Annotated in this window: 24 protein-coding genes; 14 read left to right on the top strand and 10 right to left on the bottom strand. The window is 61.0% G+C overall.

Translation table 11 applies throughout. The annotated features are described in order from the left end of the window. Positions 1–3: 3 nt before the first annotated feature. Positions 4–3,486, bottom strand: a complete 3,483-nt coding sequence (dnaE, locus tag KY084_RS14495; RefSeq protein WP_219239195.1) for a DNA polymerase III subunit alpha — start codon at positions 3,484–3,486, stop codon at positions 4–6. A 67-nt stretch (positions 3,487–3,553) separates the two neighbouring features. Between dnaE and KY084_RS14500 the strand changes: the two genes are divergently transcribed. Continuing rightward, positions 3,554–4,153, top strand: a complete 600-nt coding sequence (locus tag KY084_RS14500; protein ID WP_246587204.1) for an HdeD family acid-resistance protein — start codon at positions 3,554–3,556, stop codon at positions 4,151–4,153. A gap of 22 nt (positions 4,154–4,175) precedes the next feature. Here KY084_RS14500 and KY084_RS14505 read toward each other — a convergent pair whose 3' ends face one another. After that, a complete protein-coding gene (locus KY084_RS14505) occupies positions 4,176–4,850 on the bottom strand; it encodes an ABC transporter ATP-binding protein (RefSeq protein WP_219239196.1) in 675 nt (224 codons plus the stop codon). Next, a complete protein-coding gene (locus KY084_RS14510; protein WP_219239197.1) occupies positions 4,843–6,093 on the bottom strand; it encodes a lipoprotein-releasing ABC transporter permease subunit in 1,251 nt (416 codons plus the stop codon). Before KY084_RS14510 ends, KY084_RS14505 begins: the two co-directional genes overlap by 8 nt. Positions 6,094–6,656: 563 nt before the next feature. On the opposite strand from KY084_RS14510, the gene KY084_RS14515 reads away from it, so the two are divergent. After that, positions 6,657–7,124: an Hsp20 family protein gene (locus KY084_RS14515; protein WP_219239198.1), complete on the top strand. Its 468-nt coding sequence runs from the start codon at positions 6,657–6,659 to the stop codon at positions 7,122–7,124. A 100-nt stretch (positions 7,125–7,224) separates the two neighbouring features. Here KY084_RS14515 and pyrG read toward each other — a convergent pair whose 3' ends face one another. After that, on the bottom strand, positions 7,225–8,859 hold the full coding sequence (gene pyrG / locus KY084_RS14520) for a CTP synthase (RefSeq protein WP_219239199.1): 1,635 nt from the start codon (positions 8,857–8,859) through the stop codon (positions 7,225–7,227). Positions 8,860–8,949: 90 nt separating this feature from the next. Then, complete coding sequence (gene secG, locus KY084_RS14525; RefSeq protein ID WP_219239229.1) at positions 8,950–9,324, bottom strand: preprotein translocase subunit SecG; 375 nt, start codon at positions 9,322–9,324, stop codon at positions 8,950–8,952. A 224-nt stretch (positions 9,325–9,548) separates the two neighbouring features. Between secG and KY084_RS14530 the strand changes: the two genes are divergently transcribed. From KY084_RS14530 to eda, 8 genes are all read left to right on the top strand, one after another. Then, positions 9,549–9,875, top strand: a complete 327-nt coding sequence (locus KY084_RS14530; protein ID WP_219239230.1) for a MarR family transcriptional regulator — start codon at positions 9,549–9,551, stop codon at positions 9,873–9,875. Then, on the top strand, positions 9,805–10,725 hold the full coding sequence (locus tag KY084_RS14535; RefSeq protein WP_219239200.1) for a C40 family peptidase: 921 nt from the start codon (positions 9,805–9,807) through the stop codon (positions 10,723–10,725). The genes KY084_RS14530 and KY084_RS14535 overlap by 71 nt, the downstream gene beginning before the upstream one ends. Next, positions 10,722–11,663, top strand: a complete 942-nt coding sequence (gene argC, locus KY084_RS14540) for an N-acetyl-gamma-glutamyl-phosphate reductase (protein ID WP_219239201.1) — start codon at positions 10,722–10,724, stop codon at positions 11,661–11,663. The genes KY084_RS14535 and argC overlap by 4 nt, the downstream gene beginning before the upstream one ends. A 59-nt stretch (positions 11,664–11,722) precedes the next feature. After that, on the top strand, positions 11,723–13,180 hold the full coding sequence (gene zwf, locus KY084_RS14545; RefSeq protein WP_219239202.1) for a glucose-6-phosphate dehydrogenase: 1,458 nt from the start codon (positions 11,723–11,725) through the stop codon (positions 13,178–13,180). A 69-nt stretch (positions 13,181–13,249) separates the two neighbouring features. Continuing rightward, positions 13,250–13,954: a 6-phosphogluconolactonase gene (gene pgl / locus KY084_RS14550; protein ID WP_219239203.1), complete on the top strand. Its 705-nt coding sequence runs from the start codon at positions 13,250–13,252 to the stop codon at positions 13,952–13,954. A gap of 4 nt (positions 13,955–13,958) precedes the next feature. Further along, positions 13,959–15,779: a phosphogluconate dehydratase gene (edd, locus tag KY084_RS14555; RefSeq protein ID WP_219239204.1), complete on the top strand. Its 1,821-nt coding sequence runs from the start codon at positions 13,959–13,961 to the stop codon at positions 15,777–15,779. 4 nt (positions 15,780–15,783) lie between these two features. Then, the gene (gene glk / locus KY084_RS14560) at positions 15,784–16,755 is read left to right on the top strand and encodes a glucokinase (RefSeq protein ID WP_219239205.1); all 972 of its coding nucleotides are present in this window, start codon (positions 15,784–15,786) and stop codon (positions 16,753–16,755) included. Between the two features lie 14 nt (positions 16,756–16,769). Beyond that, positions 16,770–17,354 carry a bifunctional 4-hydroxy-2-oxoglutarate aldolase/2-dehydro-3-deoxy-phosphogluconate aldolase gene (gene eda / locus KY084_RS14565; protein ID WP_219239231.1) on the top strand — a complete coding sequence of 195 codons (585 nt, stop codon included), beginning with the start codon at positions 16,770–16,772 and terminating at the stop codon, positions 17,352–17,354. 84 nt (positions 17,355–17,438) lie between these two features. Here the strand turns inward: eda and mltG are convergent, their stop codons facing one another. The 5 genes from mltG to fabD all read right to left on the bottom strand — a co-directional run bounded on the left by mltG (position 17,439) and on the right by fabD (position 22,001). Beyond that, positions 17,439–18,407, bottom strand: coding sequence for an endolytic transglycosylase MltG (mltG, locus tag KY084_RS14570; RefSeq protein WP_219239206.1), 969 nt, complete (start codon positions 18,405–18,407; stop codon positions 17,439–17,441). Positions 18,408–18,446: 39 nt separating this feature from the next. Further along, a complete protein-coding gene (gene fabF, locus KY084_RS14575) occupies positions 18,447–19,706 on the bottom strand; it encodes a beta-ketoacyl-ACP synthase II (RefSeq protein ID WP_219239207.1) in 1,260 nt (419 codons plus the stop codon). A 117-nt stretch (positions 19,707–19,823) separates the two neighbouring features. Next, positions 19,824–20,060, bottom strand: coding sequence for an acyl carrier protein (locus KY084_RS14580; RefSeq protein ID WP_219239208.1), 237 nt, complete (start codon positions 20,058–20,060; stop codon positions 19,824–19,826). Between the two features lie 253 nt (positions 20,061–20,313). After that, a complete protein-coding gene (fabG, locus tag KY084_RS14585; RefSeq protein ID WP_219239209.1) occupies positions 20,314–21,051 on the bottom strand; it encodes a 3-oxoacyl-[acyl-carrier-protein] reductase in 738 nt (245 codons plus the stop codon). A 14-nt stretch (positions 21,052–21,065) separates the two neighbouring features. Continuing rightward, positions 21,066–22,001, bottom strand: a complete 936-nt coding sequence (gene fabD, locus KY084_RS14590; protein ID WP_219239210.1) for an ACP S-malonyltransferase — start codon at positions 21,999–22,001, stop codon at positions 21,066–21,068. Between the two features lie 180 nt (positions 22,002–22,181). Here fabD and KY084_RS14595 point away from each other — a divergent pair, with 180 nt between their 5' ends. The 4 genes from KY084_RS14595 to rplI all read left to right on the top strand — a co-directional run bounded on the left by KY084_RS14595 (position 22,182) and on the right by rplI (position 24,474). Next, positions 22,182–22,547, top strand: a complete 366-nt coding sequence (locus KY084_RS14595) for an RcnB family protein (RefSeq protein WP_219239211.1) — start codon at positions 22,182–22,184, stop codon at positions 22,545–22,547. A 690-nt stretch (positions 22,548–23,237) separates the two neighbouring features. Beyond that, positions 23,238–23,603, top strand: a complete 366-nt coding sequence (gene rpsF / locus KY084_RS14600; protein ID WP_219239212.1) for a 30S ribosomal protein S6 — start codon at positions 23,238–23,240, stop codon at positions 23,601–23,603. Positions 23,604–23,621: 18 nt separating this feature from the next. Beyond that, the gene (rpsR, locus tag KY084_RS14605; protein ID WP_219239213.1) at positions 23,622–23,846 is read left to right on the top strand and encodes a 30S ribosomal protein S18; all 225 of its coding nucleotides are present in this window, start codon (positions 23,622–23,624) and stop codon (positions 23,844–23,846) included. A 13-nt stretch (positions 23,847–23,859) separates the two neighbouring features. Next, a complete protein-coding gene (rplI, locus tag KY084_RS14610; protein ID WP_219239214.1) occupies positions 23,860–24,474 on the top strand; it encodes a 50S ribosomal protein L9 in 615 nt (204 codons plus the stop codon). The last annotated feature ends 184 nt before the right edge of the window (positions 24,475–24,658 follow it).

Consider the following 24,658-nt stretch of genomic DNA (forward strand, 5'->3'; position numbering starts at 1 on the left):
TTATCAGCCGACCGCGGCGAGTTTCGGGGGGTCGGCTGCCTTTAATTCCACCCGGACGACACCCTGCATGCTCTCGATCACAGCGGCAAGTTCATCGTCGAGCCGGAAATCCCGTCCGGCGATGACCACCGCTTCTCCGCCATCGCGCAGTCCCAGTTGCAGCCGAACCTCGCCGCGCCCGCCCCGCTTGTCGCCCAGCAGTGCGCGAAGCGATTCGATCGCGCCACGATCGGCGAGTTCGAGGTCGAGAACCAGCCGTGCCGAATTGGCCAGCGTTTCGAAGGGCTGAACCCGTTTGATCGTCACGCGCGGCGTTTCCTCGCCCGACCGCCGGTCGAGTTCGACGTTCAAAAGTCCGCATCCGCCCGCTCGCGCCGCTTCCTCCAGGTCGGCGGAAGCAGCATCGTCGAAACATGTGGCGATGCACTGGCCTGTGGTGTCGGAAATCGTCGCCATCATGTAGCGCCGGCCGCGTGCGGACGTTCGCCAGCGCGCTTCCTCGATCAGCGCGGCGATCACCGAACCGGCACGTGCGCCCTCGGCAACTTCCACCTCTCCGATCGTCGCGATGGTGCGCGCCTTGTGGCTTTTCGCCAAATGCGAATAGCGGTCGAGCGGGTGCGAGGAGAAGTAGAAACCGAACGCCTCTTTTTCCGCCGCGATCCGCTCGGCAAGCGACCAATGCGCGCCTGCGGGCAATTTGATATCGGGCTCGCTCGCCGCGCCTTCCCCGAACAGGCCGCCCTGCCCGCTGCTGCGCTGCTGCGCGGTCCGCTGCGCCACGGCCAGAAGCGTTTCGGCGGCGGCATGGATGCCGGCGCGTTGCGCCACGATCGAATCGAACGCCCCGGCCGAAGCCAGCGTTTCAAGTTGTCGTTTGTTGAGAAGTCGCGGATCGACCCGGCGGGCAAAATCGTCCAGCGACTTGAACCTGCCGTTCGCCTGCCGTTCCTCGACCAGCAATTCCATCGCGCGTTCGCCCACGCCCTTCAGAGCGGCAAGCGCGTAACGCACGGCCAGCCCTTCCCCCTCCGCCTCGACATCAAAATCGGCACCGCTGGCGTTGATGTCTGGCGGCGCGCACGAAATGTCCAACCGCTTCATATCCTCCACAAACACCGCCAGCTTGTCGGTCTGATGCATGTCATAGCTCATCGACGCGGCATAGAATTCGTGCGGGTAATGCGCCTTCAGCCACGCCGTCTGATAGGCGAGCAGCGCATAAGCCGCGGCGTGGCTCTTGTTGAAGCCGTAGCCCGCAAACTTGTCGATCAAATCGAACAGTTCGTTCGCCTTGGCTTCGGGAATGTCGTGATGTTCGGCGCAACCAGCGACGAAGATCGCGCGCTGCTTGTCCATCTCCTCCTGCTTCTTCTTGCCCATCGCACGGCGCAGCAGGTCGGCGCCGCCAAGGCTGTAGCCGGCCAGAATCTGCGCCGCCTGCATCACCTGTTCCTGATAGACGAAAATCCCATAGGTTTCCTTCAGGATCGGTTCGAGCAGCGCGTGCGGATATTCCACCGCCTCGCGTCCGTTCTTGCGGGCGCCGAACAGCGGGATATTGTCCATCGGTCCGGGCCGATAGAGCGAGACGAGCGCGATGATATCGCCGAAATTGGTCGGCCGCACCGCCGACAGCGTGCGTCGCATCCCTTCCGATTCAAGCTGGAACACGCCGACAGTATCGCCGCGCTGGAGCAGTTCGTACACGCCCGGATCGTCCCAGCTCAGCGCTTCCAGATCGACCTCCACCCCGCGCTTTTTGAGCAGGCGGACCGCTTCATGCAGCACCGACAGGGTCTTGAGGCCCAGAAAGTCGAATTTCACCAGCCCCGCCGTCTCGACGAATTTCATGTCGAACTGGGTAACCGGCATGTCGGAGCGCGGATCGCGGTACAGCGGGACAAGCTTGCTCAATGGCCGGTCGCCGATCACCACCCCTGCCGCATGCGTTGAACTGTGCCGCGGCAGCCCTTCCAGCTTCATCGCTAGATCGAGCAGATAGCGGACATCATTGTCGTTCTGATATTCGCTGTGCAGTTCCGATACGCCGTTCAGCGCGCGTTCCAGCGTCCAGGGATCGGCGGGGAGGTTCGGCACCAGCTTTGCGAGGCGATCGACCTGGCCATAGCTCATCTGCAACACGCGGCCGGTGTCCTTCAGCACCGCGCGCGCCTTCAGCTTACCGAAGGTGATGATCTGCGCGACATGATCGCGACCATATTTATCCTGAACATAGCGAATGACCTCGCCGCGTCGGGTTTCGCAGAAATCGATGTCGAAGTCGGGCATCGAAACGCGTTCGGGGTTCAAAAAGCGTTCGAACAGCAGATTGAGTTCAAGCGGGTCGAGATCGGTGATCGTCAGCGCCCAGGCGACGAGCGAGCCCGCACCCGAACCGCGCCCCGGCCCTACCGGAATGTCCTGCGCCTTCGCCCATTGGATAAAATCTGCGACGATCAGGAAATAGCCCGGAAACCCCATCTGGATGATGATGCCGAGTTCATACTCCAGCCGTTCGAAATAGCGTTTGCGCGCTGCTTCGTCGGCAATCGCCAGCTTGGCGAGCCGTGCTTGCAGTCCTTTTTCCGCTTCGGCGCGAAGCATCGCCTCCTCACCCTCGCGATCGCCCGCCAGGCTCGGCAGGATCGGGGCGCGCTTGGGCGCGGCGACCGCGCAGCGTTGCGCCACGACCAGCGTATTGGCTAGCGCTTCGGGAAGGTCGGCGAACAGCGACGCCATCTCAGCTGCCGGTTTCATCCATGCATCGGGCGATGACCGGGGCCGATCGTCGCTCGCCACATAGGTCGAATTGGCGATGCACAACATTGCGTCATGCGCCTCATGAAACGCCGCTTCGTCGAAACAGCACGGGTTCGTCGCGACGATGGGGAGCGCACGATCGAAAGCAAGGTCGAGCAGATGCGGTTCGGCCTTGCCCTCGACCTCATCCTGACGGCGGATCAATTCGATATAAAGCCGGTCGCCGAACAGCGATTGCAGGCGGTCGGCATAGCGGGTTGCCGAATCGTTCTGCTCTTCGGCGAAAAGTCGCGCCAGCGCGCCCTCCTTGCCCGCCGTTAGCGCGATCAGGCCATCGGTCCGGCCCTCAAGCATGTCAATCGTGATATGCGCGGGCCATTCGATCGGCCGGTCGAGATGCGCACAGCTTACCAGATGGCACAGATTGTCGTATCCGGTTTCATCCTGCGCATAGAGCGCAATCCAGTCGAGCACCGGCTCCAGCCCCTCCGGCATATCGGGCCGCGCGACCGACAGCATTGTTCCGATGATCGGTTGCACCCCCGACCCGAAACACGCATCGGAAAAGCCCATCGCCGCGTACAGCCCGTTGCGATCGGTTAGCGCCACCGCCGGAAAGCCCAGTTCGCGCGCGCGTTTTGCGATCGCCTTAGGATCGATTGCACCATCAAGCATGGTGTAAGAGGAGAAAATACGAAGGGGTACGAAACCGGAATGCGCCATTCACCGACTATGGGCGCTTCGATCGATTCGGGAAAGGTGTCCAGAGGCCTGCCGGGTCGGAACGGCGATGGCCGCCAACCGTTGTCTTTCGATACCCAAACTTGCGGAGGCGCAAATGGACCCGACGCCGTTCGAAACCACCCAGACAGCAATTGCAGGTCGGGGCTGGGGCTGGTTGATGGCCTATGGCATCCTGTGCGTCCTCGGCGGTCTTGCCGCGTTGCTATGGCCGTTTCCCGCAACACTGTCTGTCACATTGCTTGTCGGTACATTTCTGATCGTTATCGGCGCGGCGGCTCTAATCGCCGCATTTGGCGCGCGCGGACATGAAACGCGCCTTTATTCGATCCTGTTCGGCGTCGTCTCGCTGGTTCTTGGCGTGATGCTCTGGATCGGCCCGGTTACGGGCGCAATTTCGCTGACCATGCTGCTCGCGATCTGGTTGGGCGCGCGCGGTATAATGGAGCTTTTCTGGGGGCTTCGTATGCGCCGCAACCGCGGGCTGATGATCGTTCTGGGACTGATCAACATCGCGCTGACGATCCTGATCGTCGCGAGCATTCCGGTCACCGGCTTAACCCTGCCCGGCGTTCTTCTGGGTATAAGCCTATTGATGGGCGGCGTCACCGCGATCGCCAGCGCATGGACACATCGCAGCGTGGTTTAACCGTAACCGGCCGTGACGCGGCTCAACCGATAAAGCCTTCGTGCAGGCGAACGACACGATCCATCCGGGCAGCGAGTCGTTCGTTGTGGGTTGCGACAAGCGCCGCCGAACCTTCTTCCCGCACCAGCCTCAGAAATTCGGCGAGCACGATATCGGCGGTATGTTCGTCGAGATTTCCCGTCGGTTCATCCGCCAGCACGATCGCCGGCCGGTTGGCGAGCGCGCGCGCAACCGCCACGCGCTGCTGCTCACCGCCCGAAAGCTGATTGGGACGGTGTTCCATCCGCTCGCCTAGTCCAAGCGCGCTGAGCAGTGTCGTCGCGCGATCCTGTGCCTGATCCGCTTTCGCGCCATGGATCAGCTGCGGCAGCACGACATTTTCATGCGCGTTGAAATCGGGAAGCAAGTGATGGAACTGATATACGAAGCCCAGCGCATCGCGGCGCAATTCGGTGCGACCGCGACTGTCCAGCTTCGCCGCCTCCCGCCCCTCGATGCGGATCGAACCTTCGAAGCCGCCCTCAAGCAAACCGACCGCCTGTAGCAATGTCGATTTGCCCGACCCCGACGGACCCACCAGTGCGACGATCTCACCACGCGCGATGGCAAGATCGGCCCCGCGCAGAACGTCGATAACCGCCTGTCCTTGCCGGAAACTGCGCTTCAGACCGGTGGTGGAAAGAACCGGTTCATTCATAACGCAGCACCTGTACCGGATCGGTGCTTGCCGCCTTGAACGCGGGATAAAGCGTTGCAAGCACACTGAAAACCAGCGCCATCAAGACGATGCCGACAACCTCCACCGGGTCCGTCTTGGCGGGAAGTTCGGTCAGATAGCGCATAGACGGGTCCCATATCTGCTGCCCCGTCACCAGCCCGATCAAGCTGACCACGCCCTGCCGAAATTCGATCAGTAAAAATCCCAGAACCAGTCCGGAGCCGATGCCAAGGACGCCGATCGTCGTTCCCACGGTCATAAAGATCCGGATCAGGCTGTACCGGGTGGCTCCCATGGTTCGCAAAATCGCGATGTCACGGGTCTTTGCGCGCACCAGCATGATCAGCGACGACAATATGTTGAAAACCGCAACTAGAATGATGATCGACACCACGGTGAAGGTAACCAGCCGATCGACTTTCAGCGCATCGAAAAGTTGCGCGTTCATCGATTTCCAGGTCGAAACTTGCGCACGGTCTGCATAGCGGCGGGCAAGCGGCGCAACGATTTCGGACACCTTGTCGGCATCCACGGTGTCTAGTTCCACCATACCGATGCTGTCGCCCATCAACAGCAGTGTCTGTGCATCCTTCATCGGCATGATGATGAATTGCTTGTCATAGTCATAGACCCCGACTTCGAAAATCGCTCCCACGCGGTAGGACACGATTCGCGGTACGGTGCCGAAGGGGGTGGCGGGGCCTTGCGGACTGATCAGCGAAATCTCGCTGCCGATATTCGCGCCCAGCGCCTGGGCAAGCCGCGATCCGATCGCAATATTGTTGCTGCCGGGTTTGAGGTCGGAAAGGCTGCCGACTTTCACATTTCCGGCAATGGTCGGATTATTGACGATATCCTGCTCGCGCATCCCGCGTACCAGCACACCTTCCACCCGACCCGAATATCCCGCCATCAACGGCTGTTCGACCAGCGGCGTTGCACTGGTGACGCCCCTGGTCTTTCGCGCCTGCTCGACGATGTCGCGCCAGTCGGTAAGCTGATTGTCATAGCCCTGGATGACGGCATGACCGTTCAGCCCGACGATCTTGTCGATCAGTTCCGCGCGAAAGCCGTTCATGACGCTCATCACCACGACGAGCGCTGCCACCCCCAGCATAACAGCCACAAGGCTGATCGAGGCGACCATGAAGATGAAAGCTTCCCCGCGCCCGGGAAGCAGATACCGGCGAGCGATCATCCGCTCGTAACGCGACAATATCATTGGTTAAGAAATCCTGGACTTGAATGCGCGGCGCCGCTCTAGGACGGCTCGCCATGGGTTGCAATCCGTGCTGTTGCCAAATGAACACAGGATGAAGCCAATCTTTTGGACGCGCCGGGAATCCGAATGACAAGCGCGCACCGGCTGCGTAGCATCACCTCATCGGAACACAGGCAAAAGGCCGTGGTTCGGGGAGGCCGTACCGCCCCGCTGGCGCAAGATCAGTGAGCAGGCGACGGTCAACCAAGGGGGCTGACGAGCATTCGTCACGCAGACGCCCGGGTCGGAAACGGCCCGGGCGTTAGCCGTTTCAGGGCTTTTGATTTCTGCCGGATTTCCAGCCGCCGCACCCCGAATTTAATCAGGCGCTTCATGCGCACGCAAGATACCTGCCAAAACCCCGAAACGCCCGGCTGGTGGGGGACAGCTCCCTCTTGAAAAGCGATTTAACCATCCCAGATATGGGTTGCACGGTGCCGAATTGCGGGCCGTGCGGATCGTCGGCGTCGCGCACCTGCGGATGCCGGGAAGACGTTCATTTTGCTCATATGGAGGATTTGACCATGCGTCAGTTTGATTTAACCCCCTATCGCCGCTCTGCCATCGGCTTCGACCGGTTGTTCGATATGCTGGAAGCGAATACGCGCCAGTCTACAAGCGATAATTATCCGCCCTTCAATCTGGAGCGGATTGCAGAGAATCAGTATCGGATCACCATCGCACTTGCCGGATTTTCGTCCGACGAAATCGACATCACCGCGCATCAGAACACGCTGGTTGTCGCCGGCAAGAAGGAAGAGAAGGAGGAAGACCGCGGACGGTTCCTCCATATCGGCATCGCCAACCGCAGTTTCGAACGAAAGTTCGAACTGGCCGACTTCATTCGGGTCGACGGCGCAAACATGCATGACGGCATGCTGACCATCGATCTGGTGCGCGAGGTTCCCGAAGCGATGAAACCGAAAAAGATCGACGTCCGCCAGAGCGCGCCCGATACGATCGAACATCGTGAGGCGGCGAACGCGGCATAAGCGTCGGCATCGTTGACCGCAGCGTTTTCGACTCCCTTTTACGCTGCGCGAAGGAGGCGCCCGGATTTTGGTCCGGGCGCCTTTCGTTTGCCTTCCCGATTTATACCAAGCGACTTTGACGCACCGCCGCCGCGATGAAGCTGGCGAACAGCGGATGCGGATCGAACGGTTTTGACTTCAGTTCGGGATGGAACTGAACGCCGACGAACCAGGGGTGATCGGGCCGTTCGACAATTTCGGGAAGCTGACCATCGGGCGACATTCCCGAAAAAACCAGACCGCCCTTTTCAAGCACGTCGCGATAGCCGGTATTCACCTCGTACCGGTGGCGATGCCGTTCCGAAATATCCTTCGAATCGTAAATCGAAGCGACAACGCTGTTGCCGTCCAGTTTGGCCGGATACGCCCCCAGACGCATGGTCCCGCCCAGATCGCCGCCCTCGACGCGTTTTTCCAGCCCAGCCTTTGTCATCCATTCGGTGATCAGCCCGACGACCGGCTCAGATGTTTCGCCGAATTCGGTCGATGATGCCTGTTCGACGCCGCCCAGATTGCGCGCGCCTTCGATGCAGGCCATTTGCATTCCGAAACAGATGCCGAAATATGGCACATTGCGTTCGCGCGCGAAACGGACGCTTGCGATCTTTCCTTCCGCGCCGCGTTCACCGAATGCGCCGGGGACGAGGATGGCATGGCACGGCTCCAGCGCGGCCGCGACATCGCCTTCCGATCCTTCGAACAGTTCGGCATCGATCCAGCGGATATTCACCTTGACCCGATTGGCGATACCGCCATGGACCAGCGCTTCGTTCAGCGATTTATAAGCGTCCTGCAAGCCTACATATTTGCCGACCACGCCCACGGTCACTTCGCCTTCGGGGTTGGTCAGGCGGTCGACGATATCGGTCCAGCGCGAAAGGTCGGGCGAGCTTCCCGGCTCTTCACCGAACGCGCGCAGCACTTCGGTATCCAGACCTTCGCCGTGATATTGCAGCGGCACCGCATAGATGCTGGGCGCATCGAGCGCAGGAATGACCGCATCCTTGGGCACGTTGCAGAATAGCGCGATTTTCACGCGTTCGCTTTCGGGCAGCGGCTGTTCGGCGCGGCACACCAGCACATCGGGCTGAACGCCAAGCGAAGCGAGTTCGCGCACCGAATGCTGGGTGGGCTTCGTCTTCAACTCGCCTGCGGCCGTTATGTAGGGCACCAAGGTCACATGCGCGCTGATCGAATTGCCGCGGCCCAGCTCGTTGCGAAGCTGGCGGATCGCCTCGATAAATGGAAGCGACTCGATATCACCCACCGTCCCGCCGATTTCGCACAGCACAAAATCCAGATCGTCGGTATCGGCGGTCGCGAATTGCTTGATCGCGTCAGTGACGTGCGGGATGACCTGCACCGTCGCGCCGAGATAATCGCCGCGCCGTTCGCGCTGAATGATCGTCTGATAGATACGGCCCGACGTGATGTTGTCCGACTGCCGCGCCGAAACACCGGTAAAGCGTTCGTAATGGCCGAGATCGAGATCGGTTTCCGCCCCGTCATCGGTGACGTATACTTCACCATGTTGATAGGGGGACATGGTGCCGGGGTCGACGTTCAGATAAGGGTCGAACTTGCGGATGCGCACGCGATAGCCGCGCGCCTGAAGCAACGCGGCGAGGCTCGCCGCCATGAGACCCTTGCCGAGCGAAGACACCACGCCGCCGGTGATGAAGATATACCGCGCCATGGGATGCATTGCCTAGCGTCAAGAATTACGGTTCGGCAAGCGCAACCATGCGGCATGCCGGCGAAAAAAGGGTGAATGGTGCGAAAAGCCCTATTGGGCGAGCGGCACCGATCCGTTGTCCTGCGCCGCGTTGTCGGCGGGCGTCGGCATCGCGGCCGCCGCATTGTCGGCAGGCGCTGTTTCAAGCGGCGCGCTGTCCTGCGCCGGCGATGTCGCGAGCGACGTGTCGATCGTGGAAGAACCGCGCGTCGCCGCAACGAAGGCGAGCGTGATGCTCATCGCCACGAACAGGGTGGCGAGAACCGCCGTCGCCCGTGTGAGGAAATCGGCCGCGCCGCGCGCCGACATCAGGCCGCCGGGACTGCCGCCCGACGTAAGCCCCCCGCCTTCCGACTTCTGCATCAGGATAACCGTGACCAGAAGCGCCGCGATAATGGCATGGACGACGAGTAGCGTGGTGAACAGCATGAACCTTGAACAACCGATTTTAGCGAGAAAGCGGCGACATAGGCGAGCTACGCCGCGCAATCAACCTGCGGGGTAAATACGAAGGAAACAAAAGCGACCGGCACCTGAAACCCGAAGCGTCCGCGCACGTTTGTTTGGGCAATGCCCGAAATCCCTGCGGGCGTATAACGATATGAGTGCTCGATGTGAATGCTTACGCGGAAAAACCGCTATCGTCGTGGATGAACACCCTGGTCGACTATGTTCGATCCGGTGAGCCGGACCTGACGAATCGCCAGATGGCGTTGTTGATGATGGTTCATCTCGAACCTGGCCCCCACACGGTCCGCGGTCTTGCCCGCGCGCTCAATGTTTCCAAGCCGGTTGTAACGCGCGCCTTGAACAGGCTGGGTTCGCTCGGCTATCTGCGCCGCCAGCGCGACGATACCGACAAGCGGAACATCTTCGTAGCGCGCACCACGAAGGGGGCAGAGTTTCTTGCAGAGTTCGGGCATTTCGTCGCGGGAGAATCCATCGACGACCAGGATCGACAACGGGCAAGCGCGTAGTCGCTTCGCGCTTTCGGGGCGTTCGACGCACATTGATCCGCGCGTCGATGCCGCACGCCGCGATCTTGCCGATGTGCGGCTGGCCGATCGTGTATTTTCGCCGCACTACGCGGCCCCCGTCGCTTACACCGTCGGAACGCGCGGCCCGCTCTTCACTGACAAACAGGAAAGCGATATCCGCTCCGAGCTGCTGGTCGGCGAACGGTTCGATGTGCTGGAACTGGTCGGTGACTGGTGCTGGGGAACGAGTACGGTGGATGGATCCGTCGGATATGCAAAGCGCGCGCTGATAGAGGCTGCAAGCGCACGCCCCTTCATCGCGACGGCGATAAATGCCGACATTCGCAGGGAGGCTTCATCACAAGCGCCCTTGGCTGGCTCTCTGCCAATGGGAACCCGCCTGCCCGCCCCTGATGAAGACGGCTGGATTACGGTCGGGGGCGGTTATATCGATGCGACAGATTGCGCAGCGGTTCAGTCGCTCGGCAAAAGGGATTTCGTCGATGTCGCCGAAATGTTGATCGGTGTGCCTATGTCCCAAGGTGGGCGGTCAGGCGCCGGCGTATCGCCCGATGGCCTTGTGTTTCTGGCGATGGAGATGGCGGGGCGTTCCGCGCCGCGTTTTGCCGACCTGCAACGCACCGCGCTGGGGATGGCGCTTGGCGAGGATGCGGTTCCGCATCGTGGCGACATTCTCTATTTCGCCGATCACTGTGCAATCCTGACGAGCGACGGTACGGCGATCCATACCGATCCGGCACAGGGCAAGGTTGTTCGCGAGCCTGTCGAGGCGATGATATCGGATGCGCGTTTTGGCGCGGTGCAGGAAACACGTCGGGTGATACCATGACAAAAACGATTTTCGTCGATGGAGCGGTCGGCACCACCGGGCTCGAAATTCGCGAGCGCCTGAACCAGCGTAGCGAATTTTCGCTGATCACGCTTGACGAAACGCGGCGCAAGGATGTCGATGCGCGGCGCGAGGCCTTGAATGATGCCGATTTTGTTATTCTGTGCCTGCCCGACGATGCGGCGCGCGAAGCGGTCGCGTTGATCGACAATCCGCTCACGCGCGTAATCGATGCCTCCAGCGCGCATCGCGTTGCCGAAGGGTGGGTATATGGCCTTCCCGAACTCGAACCGGGACAGCACGATCAGATCGCGGGCGCAGCGCGCGTCGCGAATCCAGGGTGCTGGCCGACCGGGTTTCTCCTCCTCGCCCGGCCGCTGGTCCGTGCGGGACTGGTGCCGTATGACTGGCCGCTAGCCTATAGTGGCGCGTCGGGCTATTCGGGCGGTGGAAAAGCGATGATCGCGGCGTTCGAGGACGATGGCGATAACGGCGATGCCACTGCATATCGCGCCTATGGCTATGGCATGGCGCACAAGCATCTGCCCGAAATGCTCAAACATGCGCGGGTCGCCACGCCGCCGCTATTTCTGCCGGCGGTCGCGCGCACCTATCGCGGGATGCTGACCGAAATCGGGCTTCCGCTTCAGGCGCTTCCGCGCAAACCTTCAATTGCCGCGCTCGATGGTGCGCTTCGCGATGCCTATAAGGATTGCGCGCTGGTTCGCGTGATCGACGGCACGGCAAGCGCGCTGGTGCGTATCGAGGATGACGCCGGAACCGACCGGATCACCCTGCGCGTATCGGGCAATGCCGAAAGCGGCCAGGCGCGACTGACCGCCACGTACGACAATCTGGGCAAGGGGGCCGCTGGCGCAGCAGTGCAGAATCTCAATATCATGGCGGGGCTGGATCCCGCCACCGGGCTTACCGCCTGATCGACCGTTCAACCGTTATCCGCCCCGTTTCGGGGGCCTGCGAACAAAGGAGTGCAGACGTGGCAAGTCCCGCCGGCAAACTGCTTCTATTCGGCGCCACTGGCGATCTTGCGCAGCGCATGCTGCTGCCATCGCTCTACGGCCTTCACGCCGACGGCCTGCTTCCCGAAGGATTGACGATCACCGGCACCGCCAGGTCGGAACATGACGATGCCGGATACCAACAATTCGCCAGCGACGCGCTTGCCGAACACCTTCCCGAGGACCGCAAGGACGAAAGCGCGTTGAAGAGCTTCCTCCAGCGGATTCACTATCAGCCGCTCGACGCATCGACGCTGGAGGGGTTCGACAATCTGGCCGAGAAGCTGGGCGACATTTCGGGCGGTCTCGCCATTTTCCTCTCCACTGCCCCTTCGCTGTTCGGTCCGACGATCAAGGGACTGGAATCGGCAAATCTGGCCGGTCCCAATGTCCGTATCGGCCTTGAAAAGCCGCTTGGCCATGACCTGCCGTCGAGCCGAGAAATCAACGACATCGTGGCGGAAGTCTTTCCCGAGGACCGCACCTTCCGTATCGATCATTATCTGGGCAAGGAAACGGTTCAGAACATCCTTGCGCTGCGCTTCGGCAACGCATTGTTTGAACCCGTATGGAACGCGCAGGCGATCGAGCATGTGCAGATCACCATTTCCGAAACGGTGGGGCTGGAAGGCCGCGCCGATTATTATGACGATTCGGGTGCACTGCGCGACATGGTGCAAAATCATGTGCTGCAACTCCTGTCGCTGATCGCGATGGAGCCGCCCGCCAAATTCGACGGCACGGCGATCCGCGATGAAAAGGTTAAGGTGCTTCGCTCGCTTCGCCCGATCACCCACGAACAAACGCCGCAAATGACCGTTACCGGTCAATATGGCAGCGGCGCGGTGGGGGGTAAGCCGGTCGGCGCTTATGACGAGGAACTGGGCCGCGAATCGGATACCGAAACCTTTGTCGCGTTGAAGGCGCATGTCGACAATTGGCGCTGGCAGGGTGTCCCTTTCTATCTGCGAACCGGCAAGCGGCTGCCCTCGCGCCATTCGGAAATCGTAGTCCAGTTCAAGGCCGTTCCGCATTCGATCTTTTCCGAACGCGGCGGCATGCTTCAGGCGAACACGCTCGTCATCCGCTTGCAACCGGAAGAATATGTCCGCCTGCTGGTGATGGCGAAGGAACCGGGCCTGGACCGCGAAGGCATCCGGCTTCGCGAAGTGCCGCTCGACCTGTCACTGACGACAGCCTTTGCCGGTACTCGGCGACGGATTGCATATGAGCGGCTTCTGCTCGATCTGATCGAAGGCGACCCCACGCTGTTCGTGCGTCGCGATGAAGTGGAAGCGCAATGGGGCTGGATCGATCAGATTCGCGACGGCTGGAAAGCCAACGACATGAAGCCCAAAAAATACACGTCGGGAAGCTGGGGTCCCTCGTCCAGTATCGCGTTGACCGAGCGTGACGGGGTGACCTGGTACGAATAACGCACGGCAATGGGATCGGTCGAGCGGTCCCATCCGTTTTGCACAGGTACAAAGTATTTCAGGAGTTTTATGACCGAGATCGAATGGTGGGACTATGACGCGCCGTCCGAAATGGCGGAAGCAGTCGCGGGCGATGTGCGCTTCATCATCGAAAGCGCCATCGATGCGCGGGGCAGCGCCGTCATCGCGCTTCCCGGCGGAAAGACCCCGCAGCCGATTTTCGAACGGCTGGCCCAAGCGAAACTCGACTGGCGCAAGGTGACGATCGTTCCGACCGACGACCGGCTCGTTCCGATGGGCGATGAACTTTCCAACATCACGATGATCTGCAAGACGTTCGTCCCGCTGGGCGCACGGGTTTTCCCCATCACCAGCGAAGCGGCCGAGGATTACAAGGCGGCTGGCCGCGCGGCGGATGCCCGGCTTCAGGACCTTCACTGGCCGCTTGACCTTTGCCTGTTGGGCGTTGGCGGCGACGGTCATACCGCATCGATCTTCCCCGGCCCCGATCTGGATGAAGCGTTGACCGGACCATCGGAGCGGCGCGCACTGGGCGTTCGTCCCGATCCGATGCCGCCCGAAGCGCCCGTGGACCGGGTGACGCTTTCGCTTGCCGCGATCAAATCCGCGGCGGCGCTGATGATCGCTATTTCAGGCGAGAACAAAAAGCAGGTTATCGAAGCGGCGGTCGCCGAGGGCGTCGGATCGCCCTATCCTATCGGCCGTGTGCTGGCAGCGGCCGAACTGCCCGTTGATATTCACTGGAGCCGATGAAGCAATGACCCTTCATGCCGAAATCGCCGCCGTCACCGATCGCGTGATCGAAGCGTCGAAACAACGACGTGCCGCTTATCTGGACCTTATCCGGCGCGAGCGCGAAAACGGGGTGGACCGCCCGCGCCTCGGCTGCGCCAACCTGGCGCACGGCTATGCCGGCACCGACGAACAGCGCGACGAGATGAAGGATTCGCGGCGGATGAACGTCGGAATCGTGACTGCCTATAACGACATGCTTTCGGCGCACTCGACCTATTATCGCTATCCCGAACAGATGAAGGTCTGGGCGCTTCAGGCTGGTATCACGGCGCAGGTCGCGGGCGGCGTCCCGGCGATGTGCGATGGCGTCACACAAGGCTATCCGGGCATGGAATTGTCGCTGTTCAGCCGCGACACCATCGCCCTGTCCACGGCCGTTGCGCTGTCGCACGGAATGTTTGAAGGTGCCGCCCTGCTTGGCATTTGCGACAAGATCGTGCCGGGCCTATTGATGGGCGCACTGCGATTTGGCCATTTGCCGACCGTGATGATCCCCGGCGGACCGATGCGGTCGGGCCTTCCCAACAAGGAAAAGGCGCGCGTTCGCGAACTCTATGCCGAGGGCAAGGCAAGCCGCGAGGAACTGCTGGAAGCCGAAATCGCCGCCTATCACTCCAAAGGCACCTGCACCTTTTACGGCACCGCAAATTCCAACCAGATGATGATGGAAGCGATGGGCCTGCACGTTCCCGGCGCGGCCTTCGCCAATCCGGGCACGAAACTGCGCCAGGAACTGACGCGCGAGGCGGTGCAGCAACTCGCCCGTATCGGATGGGAGGGCGATGATTATCGTCCGCTGGGCCATTGCGTCGATGAACGCGCGATCGTCAACGCCGCCGTCGTCCTGCTCGCAACCGGCGGATCGACCAACCATCTGATCCATCTTCCCGCGATCGCCCGCTCGGCAGGTATCGTGCTCGACTGGGAGGATTTCGACCGGCTGTCCAAGACGGTGCCGCTAATCACCCGGGTGTATCCGAACGGATCGGCCGATGTGAACATGTTTGAGGACGCGGGCGGCCCGCCCTTCGTCATTCGCGAATTGACCAAGGCGGGTATGCTGCACGACGACATTCTGACCATCAGCGACAAGGGGTTTGCCGCCTATGGCACCAAACCCGATATCGTCGACGATAAGCTGGTATGGAACGAATTGCCCGAAGAAAGCGGTGACGATGCCATCGTCCGCCCGGTCGACAATCCGTTCTGGCACGAAGGAGGGTTTCGTATCCTGACCGGCAATCTGGGCCGGTCATGCATCAAGATCAGCGCGGTGGAGGAAGATCGCTGGATCATCGAAGCCCCCGCGCGCGTCTTCTCCGACCAGCTTGCCGTGCAGGAAGCCTTTAAGGCGGGCGAACTCGATCAGGACGTAATCGTCGTGGTCCGCTTTCAAGGGCCGCGCGCCAACGGCATGCCCGAACTGCACAAGCTCACCCCGCCGCTCGGCGTGCTGCAAAATCGCGGCTTCCGCGTGGCGCTCGTCACCGACGGTCGTATGTCGGGGGCCAGCGGCAAGGTGCCGTGCGCAATCCACACATCGCCCGAGGCCAAAGGCGGCGGCCCGCTCGCCAAGGTGCGAGACGGCGACATCATCCGTGTCGATGCCGTTGCCGGCACGTTGGAGGCGAAGGTTGATCCGGCTGAATGGGAAGCGCGCGACTATGCCGAAGCACCCGCCGAGGCTATGGGCACGGGGCGTGAAATCTTCGCGTTGATGCGCCATGGCGCAAATGAGGCGGAACAGGGCGCATCGGCGCTGCTGGCGGAAGCGGACCTGTAAACCCATGACGGAAATCGTATCGATCGATATCGGCGGAACGCATGCGCGCTTTGCCATCGCGGAAGTCGAAAATGGCCGCGTCGTCTCGCTGGGCGACGCAGTCAAGCTGAAAACCGCCGAACATGCCAGCCTGCAAATGGCGAAACAGGCGTTCGGCCGGATGGTCGGTCGGCCGCTGCCGCGCGCCGCCGGCATCGCCATCGCCTCCCCCATCGGGGGTGAGGTTATCAAGCTGACCAATAACCCATGGGTCTTTCGCCCGGCATTGATCAACGAGCGGCTGGAAGTCGACAGCTGGAGCCTGATTAATGATTTCGGCGCGGTAGGCCATGCTGTTGCGCAATTGTCCGACGACCACTTCATCCATGTCTGCGGACCGGATTCCACTCTGCCCGAGCGCGGATCGATTACCGTTTGCGGACCCGGTACGGGCTTGGGGGTGGCGCAGGTGTTTCACCATGACGGCGGCTATTCGATTATCGAGACGGAGGGAGGTCATATGGATTTCTCGCCGCTCGATGCGATTGAGGACGCCATTCTCCAGAATCTGCGCAAAAGCTTCACGCGCGTCTCGGTTGAACGAATCTGCGCCGGCCCCGGAATCGTCGCGATTTACGAAGCGCTGGCAAAGATCGAGGGGCTTTCGGTTCCCCGTCGCGACGATCGCGAAATTTGGGACCTTGCGCTGAACGGGAATGACAGCATCGCCAATGCCGCGCTCGACCGGTTTTGCCTCGCACTCGGCACGGTTGCGGGCAACCTTGCACTTGCGCATGGCCCAAAAGGCGTGGTGCTGGCGGGCGGATTGGGTTTCCGCCTGAAGGACCGACTGCTGCAATCGGGATTTGAAGACCGTTTCGTGGCGAAAGGTCGGTTCCAGTCGCTGATGAAATCGATCCCCGTCAAACTGATCACCCATCCGGAGCCTGGCCTGTTCGGTGCCGCGGCTGCCTATGCGCAGGAGCATACCCAGTGAAGATCGACGAAATCATGCAGGTCAGCCCGGTCATCCCGGTGCTGGTGATTGATGACGCGGCGCAGGCGCAACCGCTGGCGCAGGCGCTGGTGGCAGGCGGCCTTCGCGTACTTGAAGTAACGATGCGTACCCCCGCCGCGCTGGATGCGATGACCGAAATGATGAAGGTGGACGGTGCGATCGTTGGCGCGGGAACGGTGATCAATGCCAGGCAGGCCGCGCAGGTAATCGACGCCGGTGCCGAATTTATCGTTTCGCCCGGACTGACTCAGCATATCGCCGATCCGATCATCGATGCCAATGTGCCGTTCCTGCCGGGAATCGCCAATGCGGGCGATATCATGCGTGGACTGGACCTTGGGCTGACCCACTTCAAATTCTTCCCCGCCGAAGCGTCGGGTGGGCTGAAGGCGCTGAAAGCGCTTGCCGCACCGTTCGGCCAGTGCCGCTTCTGTCCCACAGGCGGCGTCAGCGAAGCGAGCGCGCCCGAATGGCTCGCTTTCGATCCGGTCCTGTGCGTCGGTGGAAGCTGGGTCACGAGCGGAACGCCGCAGCAAGTCGAAGCGAAAGCCAGAGCCGCGTCGCAACTGGGCCGCTGAAAACACTGCGGAGCGCGCTGTCGCGTCAATTCCCGCTCATAAGGAAACAGGAGAACCGGGGTTTGGGCCCCGGTTTTTTATCTGTCACATCTCGCCGCGCTTGCGACGGATGGCATACCATTTGCGTACATTTTCCTGATGCTCGGCAAGGGTTTTGGAAAAGACATGACCGCCGGTCCCGTCGGCGACGAAATACAACGCATCGCTCTTCGCCGGGTTCAGCGCGGCATCGATCGACGCACGCCCCGGATTGCAGATCGGTCCGATCGGAAGTCCGGTCATGGCGTAGGTATTATACCCGTTCTTCGCTTCCAGTTCGGATCGTAAAATCCGTCGTCCCAACGGCTTTCCCTTCGTAATGGGATAAATCACGGTCGGGTCCGCCTGAAGCATCATTCCTCCGCGAAGGCGGTTGGAATAAACAGCCGCGATTTCACGCCGCTCTTCCGGCTTGCCGGTTTCCTTTTCGATGATCGAGGCGAGGATCAATGCTTCGCGCGGCGTTTTAGCCACGGTGTTCGGCGATCGTTTTTTCCACGCGGCGTTGAGATAGCGGATCATCGCGCGCTGCATCCGCTCCAGCACCTCGCGACGCGAATTGGTCCGCTGATAGCTGTAGCTGTCGGGAAGCACGGTTCCTTCCAGCGGAACGTCGAGTTCGCCCTCCAGCCCCGATGCCTTGAACAATCGTTCGCGCACCAGCACAGAGGGCAACCCTTCAGGAACGGTGACGAAGCGTTGCAACGTCTGTCCGCCCTGCATCATCTTCAGGATATCGGACTGGCTCAGATGCGCCGGAATGCGATATTCGCCCGCCCGGATAGGCTCGCTACCGCCGAAAACCTTCGACAGCAGCAGAAATCGGTTGGCAGAACGGATCGCGCCCGCCGCTTCCAACTGCCCGGCGGCCTCAGTCAGTGTCGACCCTTCACGAACCAGAACCGTCGTATTTTTGTCGAGCGGCCCCGATCCGCCCCATAGCTGCGCCACGCCGAACACCGCAGCGGCGACCAGCAGGATCACGACGAAAATCAGACAACCCAGCTTTCGCATCACCCTCTCCTGCTGTGTCGCCCGGTTTCAAACCGGCAATCAGACGGCCTTCATCACCAGCGAAGCGTTGGTGCCGCCAAAGCCGAACGAATTGTTCAGCACCGCCTTCACCTTGCGCTCCTTTGCCTTGTGCGGCACCAGGTCAACGCCCGCGCAATTCTCGCTGGGGTTATCGAGGTTCAGCGTCGGGGGAACGATCTGATCCCGCATGGCGAGGATGCAGAAAATGCTTTCCACCGCGCCTGCGCCGCCCAGCAGATGGCCGATCGCCGACTTGGTCGAACTCATCGACATGGTGTCGATATTGTTGCCGAACAGGCGGCGTACCGCGCCCAGTTCCAGTTCGTCGCCCAGCGGGGTCGAGGTGCCGTGTGCGTTCACATAATCGATATCTGCCAGATCCAGACCCGATTTCTTCATAGCCATCTGCATCGAACGGAAAGCGCCCGATCCTTCGGGATGCGGCGCGGTGACGTGATAAGCATCGCCCGACAGGCCATAACCGATCACCTCGGCATAGATTGTCGCGCCGCGCTTCTTCGCACGCTCATATTCTTCCAGTACGACGACGCCAGCGCCTTCGCCCATGACGAAACCGTCGCGATCGACGTCATAGGGGCGGCTCCCCTTGGTCGGATCTTCGCGAAAGCCGGTGGACAGCGCCCGCGCCTGACCAAATCCGGCAATGCCGATCGGGCAGATTGCCCCCTCGGCCCCGCCAGCCAGCATCACATCGGCATCGTCCATCGCGATCATCCGCGCGGCATCGCCGATCGAATGCGCGCCCGTCGAACAGGCGGTGACGACCGCGTGATTCGGCCCCATCAGCCCGTATTTGATAGAAACCTGACCGGAAATCAGGTTGATCAGACGACCATGGACGAAGTGCGGCGAAACGCGCTTCGGCCCCTTGTGCTCAAGCACCAGCGATTCGCTTTCGATACCCGGCAGACCGCCGATCCCTGCCCCGATCGAGCACCCTGCACGGAAACGCTCCTCCTCGCTCATATCGGTAAGACCGGCGTCCTCGATCGCCTGACCGGCGGCGTCGATGCCATAAACGATGAACGGATCAACCTGGCGCTGGATCTTGTGATCGACGCGCTTGCCGGCGTCGAAACCGAATTCGTGATCGGCCGGTTTCACCTCGCAGGCATAATTGGTCTGGAACTCGCTCGCATCGAAGCGGGTGATGGTGGCGGCACCCGATTTCGACGCAATGATGTTCTTCCAGCTGGTTTCGACATCGCCGCCCAGCGGGGTGACGAGGCCAAGGCCGGTGACGACTACGCGGCGCATTCGATCTCTCCGTTTCTGGTACAAAAACGAACGGCTCCCCGACCCGGACTGCTGCCGGGCCGGGAAGCCGTCTGTATCACGCGTGCAGCCCTGATGGGCGATCTCGCGACGGGCTTATCAGCCCTGATGCTCGTCAATATAGGTGATGGCATCCTTGACAGTCGTGATTTTCTCGGCGGCTTCGTCGGGAATCTCCACGCCGAATTCCTCCTCGAACGCCATGACGAGTTCGACGATGTCGAGGCTGTCGGCGCCCAGATCGTCGATGAAGCTGGCATCCTCGGTCACCTTGTCGGCTTCGACGCCGAGATGCTCGACGACGATCTTGCGCACGCGATCGGCGGTCTCGCTCATTATCCCTTTTCCTCTTCTGACTGGGTATTCAAATTCTCGAACGCACCTAGAACGGCATGATTGCCCTGACAAGTGCCGAGCAAGTCTTTCCGTTCAAATCGGGTGTGCTGGCATCCACCGCGCGAAAGCCGCAAATCCGGCTCGAATGCGGCCGCGCGGTGCATTCGCGCAGCGCCGGGTCGAGCCAAAAACGGGCCGACGACTTTTTAACCCGCTCGCGGTTTCAACGCCTTTTTGGACGCGAGTGTTGCGTTTACAGCATCGCCATGCCGCCGTTCACGTGCAGCGTCTGGCCGGTGACATATCCCGCTTCCCGGCTGGCCAGATAAACAACCGCCGCGCCGATATCGCTCCCCTCGCCCAGCGCGCCGGCGGGAATCCGCCCGGTCAGCGCCTCTTTCTGCGCCTCGGGCAGAACGTCGGTCATTGCCGAGCGGATAAAGCCGGGCGCGACACAATTTACCGTGATCCCGCGGCTGGCAAGTTCCTGCGCCAGCGCCTTGGACATGCCGACCAGCCCCGCCTTTGACGCGGCATAATTGGCTTGTCCCGGATTGCCGGTTGCGCCGACGACCGAGGTGATCGAGATCATGCGACCGAACCGAGCCTTCATCATCGGCTTGGCAGCCGCACGGGCAAGTCGGAACGCGGCTTCAAGGTTGACCTTGATGACCTGTTCCCACTCGTCATCCTTCATCCGCATGGCAAGGTTGTCGCGCGTGACGCCGGCATTGTTGACCAGAATGTCGAGCTTGCCCAGCGCCTCGATCGCCTGCGGCACCAGCGCGTCCACCGCGTCGGCATCGGAAAGATTGCACGGCAACGCGACATGATCGCCGCCAAGCTCCGCCTTGAACGCTTCCAGCTTTTCCGCGTTCGAGCCCGACAGCGCAAGCCGCGCGCCCTGCCCGCTCAACGCCTTTGCGATCGCGGACCCAATGCCGCCGCTCGCGCCGGTCACCAGCGCGGTCATTCCGGTAAGGTCGAACATGCTCCAGTATCTCCTTAAAGGCGCTTTGCCAGCGCTTCGATATCCTGCATCGTGATGATGCTGTTCTGCGTGGTGTCGGGAGCGCTGCGCTTCACCATCGCGGCAAGCACCTTGCCGCCAAGTTCGACAAAATCGTCGACACCCGCCCCGGCCATGGCAATCACCGATTCGCGCCAGCGCACCATGCCGGTCACTTGCTCGACCAGCAGCGCGCGAATCGCGTCGGGGTCGGCAACCGGTGCCGCGGTCACATTGGCGTAAAGCGGGATCAGCGGCGCGCGGAGCTGCGCCTCTGCCAGGGCGGTTTCCATTACTTCGGCCGCGGGCTGCATCAACGGGCAGTGAAAGGGTGCCGAAACCGGCAGAAGCACCGCGCGCTTCGCCCCCATTTCCCTGGCCAGCGGCACTGCGCGCTCCACCGCCGTCTTTGCGCCGGAAATCACGACCTGACCGGGATCATTGTCGTTGGCCACGCTGCACACCTGCCCTTCGGCGGCGGCGTCGGCGATCTGCTGCGCCTTTTCGCGATTCGCTCCCAGAATCGCGGCCATCGCGCCTTCCCCAACCGGCACGGCCGCCTGCATCGCCTGCCCGCGCCGCTTGAGCAGCTTCGCGGTGGTTGAAAGGTCGATCGCCCCCGCCGCGCACAGCGCGCTGTATTCGCCCAGCGAATGACCGGCGACGAAATCCGCCTTGTCGGCCATGCGGACACCGAATTCGGTTTCCAGTACGCGCAAAACCGCAATGGCGTTCGCCATGATCGCTGGCTGGGCGTTTTCGGTCAGCATCAATTCGTCTTCGGGGCCTTCGGCCATCAATCGGGCGAGATTCTGCCCCAGCGCTTCGTCCACCTCACCAAATACCTCGCGCGCGGCGGCGCTTGCTTCGGACAGTGCGTTGCCCATGCCCACGGCCTGACTGCCCTGCCCCGGAAAGATGAACGCTCGCATCACTGCTCTCCTGAAATACTTTTGCGGGCGGCGGGTTAGGCGGGTTTTCCGCGAAGGTCAAAGCCGCGAGGGATTGCGACAATTTGCGACCATTTTCCCGCATTGCTGACAAAGCTCCGGGACAGCTGTCCCCCAGATTGGCCTCATCGCCAAAGGGCGAATTGTTGAGGAGTTAAAGCCATGAAGAAGTTCATTCTCGCCGCCGCCGCCGCCTCGCTGCTTGCGACGCCCGCTTTCGCCGCGCAGCGCCATGGCGACAATAACCGGATCGAACAGACCCGCACGGTGAAGCACGGACCGAACCGGACGGTCACTGTCCAGCGCACGGTCGAACGCCACGACAGCAACCGCAGCTGGCGGAAGGGCGAACGCTTCGATGCCCGGTACGCGCGTAATTACCGCCAGATCGATTATCGCCAGTATAACGGCCGCCACCTCTATGCCCCGCCGCGCGGCTATCACTGGGTTCAGTCGGGCAACGATGCGGTGCTGGTCGGCCTGACCACCGGCGTGATCGCAGCCGTCCTTGCGGGCGCACTGAATTAAGCGGTCACGTAAATCAGCGCATCACAGGGTGGCGCAACCGCTTGCGCCACCCAATGCCATATTGCTCTCGCATTGATCCGAAAAAGAACGGTTAATGTTGCGATATCTCCGTTTCGGTTTGTTCCTCATTCACAGAAAGACTAATTTGGAAATGGCCAAATCGGCATATTTACAGGGGACACACAATGAAACGATTTTTGATTGCCGCTTCTGTAGGAACCGTTCTTGTTGCCGGAAGCACTATATCGCTGCCTCGCGCAGCGGAAGCGCTTCCAAGCTGCCCGACTGAAATCCGTATCCGCTGCATGGGATACGATGTTCAGGGGCGAGGGCGGCTGGATATATACTATGATTCGTTTGAAGAATGCGTTGAACAGGAAACAAGTCTTCAGTGCCCGGCAGGGATTTATCCTTCAGCCACTTCGTTGAATTATATAAAGCCTGAGGCACCATCTTCTACAATGGCGTGATCTGCAAACTTCTTTTGTGGTGGTTGGGCGTAACCCAATGCCCAACCACTTTTAGTCTGCGCCAGGGCTTGCAAATTGTGCTCGTCTGCCGCATAGGGCCGCGCTTCGGGTGGCTGGTGAATCGCCGGGATGCCCGAAAACAAGCACTTTGGACGACAGCCGGAGGGGCGTTTCGCATGGGGCGGACGTCAGCGATCGGCCAACATTAAGGAAAGCAGACATGGCTCTTTACGAGCATGTGTTCCTTGCGCGCCAGGATCTGGCACAGGCGCAGGTGGACGCGCTGGCGGAAACCGCCACCAAGATCATCGAGGACAATGAGGGCAAGGTCGTCAAGACCGAAACCTGGGGTCTTCGCAGCCTCGCCTACAAGATCGCGAAAAATCGCAAGGCGCATTTCGTGATGCTCGAAATCGACGCGCCCACCGGCGTCGTCGCTGAGCTGGAACGCCAGACGTCGATCAACGAAGACGTGATCCGTTACATGACGATCCGCGTCGACGAGCATGAAAACGGCCCGTCGGTGATGATGCGCAAGAGCGATCGCGATGGCCGTCGCAATCGCCGCGACCGCGACAACGACTGAACATAGGAGGCTAGCACCATGGCACGACCGTTTTTCCGCCGCCGCAAGAGCTGCCCCTTTTCGGGCAAGGACGCGCCGAAGATCGATTACAAGGACGTTCGTCTGCTTCAGGGCTTTGTCTCTGAGCGCGGCAAAATCGTTCCTTCGCGCATCACCTCGGTGAGCGCCAAGAAGCAGCGCGAGCTGGCCAAGGCCATCAAGCGCGCCCGTCATCTGGGCCTGCTGCCCTACATCGTGAAGTAAGGGAGCGACACCCATGGATATCATTTTGCTCGAACGCGTCGAAAAGCTCGGCGGCATCGGCGATGTGGTCACGGTGAAGGACGGCTATGCCCGTAACTTCCTGCTGCCCAACAAGAAGGCGCTTCGCGCCAACGATGCGAACAAGAAGGTTTTCGAGGCCAATCGCGAGCGCCTTGAAAAGGAAAATGCCGAAAAGCGCACCGAGGCTGAAAACGAAGCCAAGAGCATCGATGGCACGCAGATCATCCTGATCCGTCAGGCGTCGGGTGCTGGTCAGCTTTATGGCTCGGTCGCGGTTCGCGACGTTGTCGAAGCGCTTGAGAATGACGGTCACAAGATCGCGCGTTCGCAGGTCGTCCTCGACAAGCCGATCAAGACGATTGGCCTGTTCGACGTTCGCGTCGCGCTGCACCCCGAAGTTGCCGTGACCGTGAAGGTCAACGTCGCGCGTTCGCCCGAAGAGGCCGAGATGCAGGAACAGGGCATCGACGTGATGGCGGCGATGTTCGAAGAATCGCGCGACACCAGCGGTTTCACCGAAAAGCGTGATCCCAATCTGGAACCCGGTGAAATTGCCGGCGACGAGGGCGAAGAGTCTTCCGAAGAAGAAACCACCGGCGAAGCCTGAATTCTTCTTTGACACAAAAAAAGGGGCCGTCCGGATAGTCCGGGCGGCCCCTTTTTGTTGCTCTGTCGCGTACTCAGTGGACGGTCATGCAGGCGCTGACAACCGCCGCGAACGGAATTAACGAAAGTATGACCGGGAATATCTTGCGCATTGTCTCTCTTCCTTTTTCAAACGGCATAACCCG

Origin of the sequence: Stakelama flava (assembly GCF_019351405.1) — a bacterium.
Classification (GTDB): domain Bacteria; phylum Pseudomonadota; class Alphaproteobacteria; order Sphingomonadales; family Sphingomonadaceae; genus Sphingomonas; species Sphingomonas flava_A.

Excerpts from the sequence above, each read along its gene's own strand:
- dnaE (WP_219239195.1), bottom strand. The coding sequence starts at position 3,486 with ATGGCGCATTCCGGTTTCGTACCCCTTCGTATTTTCTCCTCTTACACC.
- KY084_RS14500 (WP_246587204.1), top strand. The coding sequence starts at position 3,554 with ATGGCCGCCAACCGTTGTCTTTCGATACCCAAACTTGCGGAGGCGCAA.
- KY084_RS14505 (WP_219239196.1), bottom strand. The coding sequence starts at position 4,850 with ATGAATGAACCGGTTCTTTCCACCACCGGTCTGAAGCGCAGTTTCCGG.
- KY084_RS14510 (WP_219239197.1), bottom strand. The coding sequence starts at position 6,093 with ATGATATTGTCGCGTTACGAGCGGATGATCGCTCGCCGGTATCTGCTT.
- KY084_RS14515 (WP_219239198.1), top strand. The coding sequence starts at position 6,657 with ATGCGTCAGTTTGATTTAACCCCCTATCGCCGCTCTGCCATCGGCTTC.
- pyrG (WP_219239199.1), bottom strand. The coding sequence starts at position 8,859 with ATGGCGCGGTATATCTTCATCACCGGCGGCGTGGTGTCTTCGCTCGGC.
- KY084_RS14530 (WP_219239230.1), top strand. The coding sequence starts at position 9,549 with ATGAACACCCTGGTCGACTATGTTCGATCCGGTGAGCCGGACCTGACG.
- argC (WP_219239201.1), top strand. The coding sequence starts at position 10,722 with ATGACAAAAACGATTTTCGTCGATGGAGCGGTCGGCACCACCGGGCTC.
- pgl (WP_219239203.1), top strand. The coding sequence starts at position 13,250 with ATGACCGAGATCGAATGGTGGGACTATGACGCGCCGTCCGAAATGGCG.
- edd (WP_219239204.1), top strand. The coding sequence starts at position 13,959 with ATGACCCTTCATGCCGAAATCGCCGCCGTCACCGATCGCGTGATCGAA.
- glk (WP_219239205.1), top strand. The coding sequence starts at position 15,784 with ATGACGGAAATCGTATCGATCGATATCGGCGGAACGCATGCGCGCTTT.
- eda (WP_219239231.1), top strand. The coding sequence starts at position 16,770 with ATGCAGGTCAGCCCGGTCATCCCGGTGCTGGTGATTGATGACGCGGCG.
- mltG (WP_219239206.1), bottom strand. The coding sequence starts at position 18,407 with ATGCGAAAGCTGGGTTGTCTGATTTTCGTCGTGATCCTGCTGGTCGCC.
- fabF (WP_219239207.1), bottom strand. The coding sequence starts at position 19,706 with ATGCGCCGCGTAGTCGTCACCGGCCTTGGCCTCGTCACCCCGCTGGGC.
- KY084_RS14580 (WP_219239208.1), bottom strand. The coding sequence starts at position 20,060 with ATGAGCGAGACCGCCGATCGCGTGCGCAAGATCGTCGTCGAGCATCTC.
- fabG (WP_219239209.1), bottom strand. The coding sequence starts at position 21,051 with ATGTTCGACCTTACCGGAATGACCGCGCTGGTGACCGGCGCGAGCGGC.
- fabD (WP_219239210.1), bottom strand. The coding sequence starts at position 22,001 with ATGCGAGCGTTCATCTTTCCGGGGCAGGGCAGTCAGGCCGTGGGCATG.
- KY084_RS14595 (WP_219239211.1), top strand. The coding sequence starts at position 22,182 with ATGAAGAAGTTCATTCTCGCCGCCGCCGCCGCCTCGCTGCTTGCGACG.
- rpsF (WP_219239212.1), top strand. The coding sequence starts at position 23,238 with ATGGCTCTTTACGAGCATGTGTTCCTTGCGCGCCAGGATCTGGCACAG.
- rpsR (WP_219239213.1), top strand. The coding sequence starts at position 23,622 with ATGGCACGACCGTTTTTCCGCCGCCGCAAGAGCTGCCCCTTTTCGGGC.
- rplI (WP_219239214.1), top strand. The coding sequence starts at position 23,860 with ATGGATATCATTTTGCTCGAACGCGTCGAAAAGCTCGGCGGCATCGGC.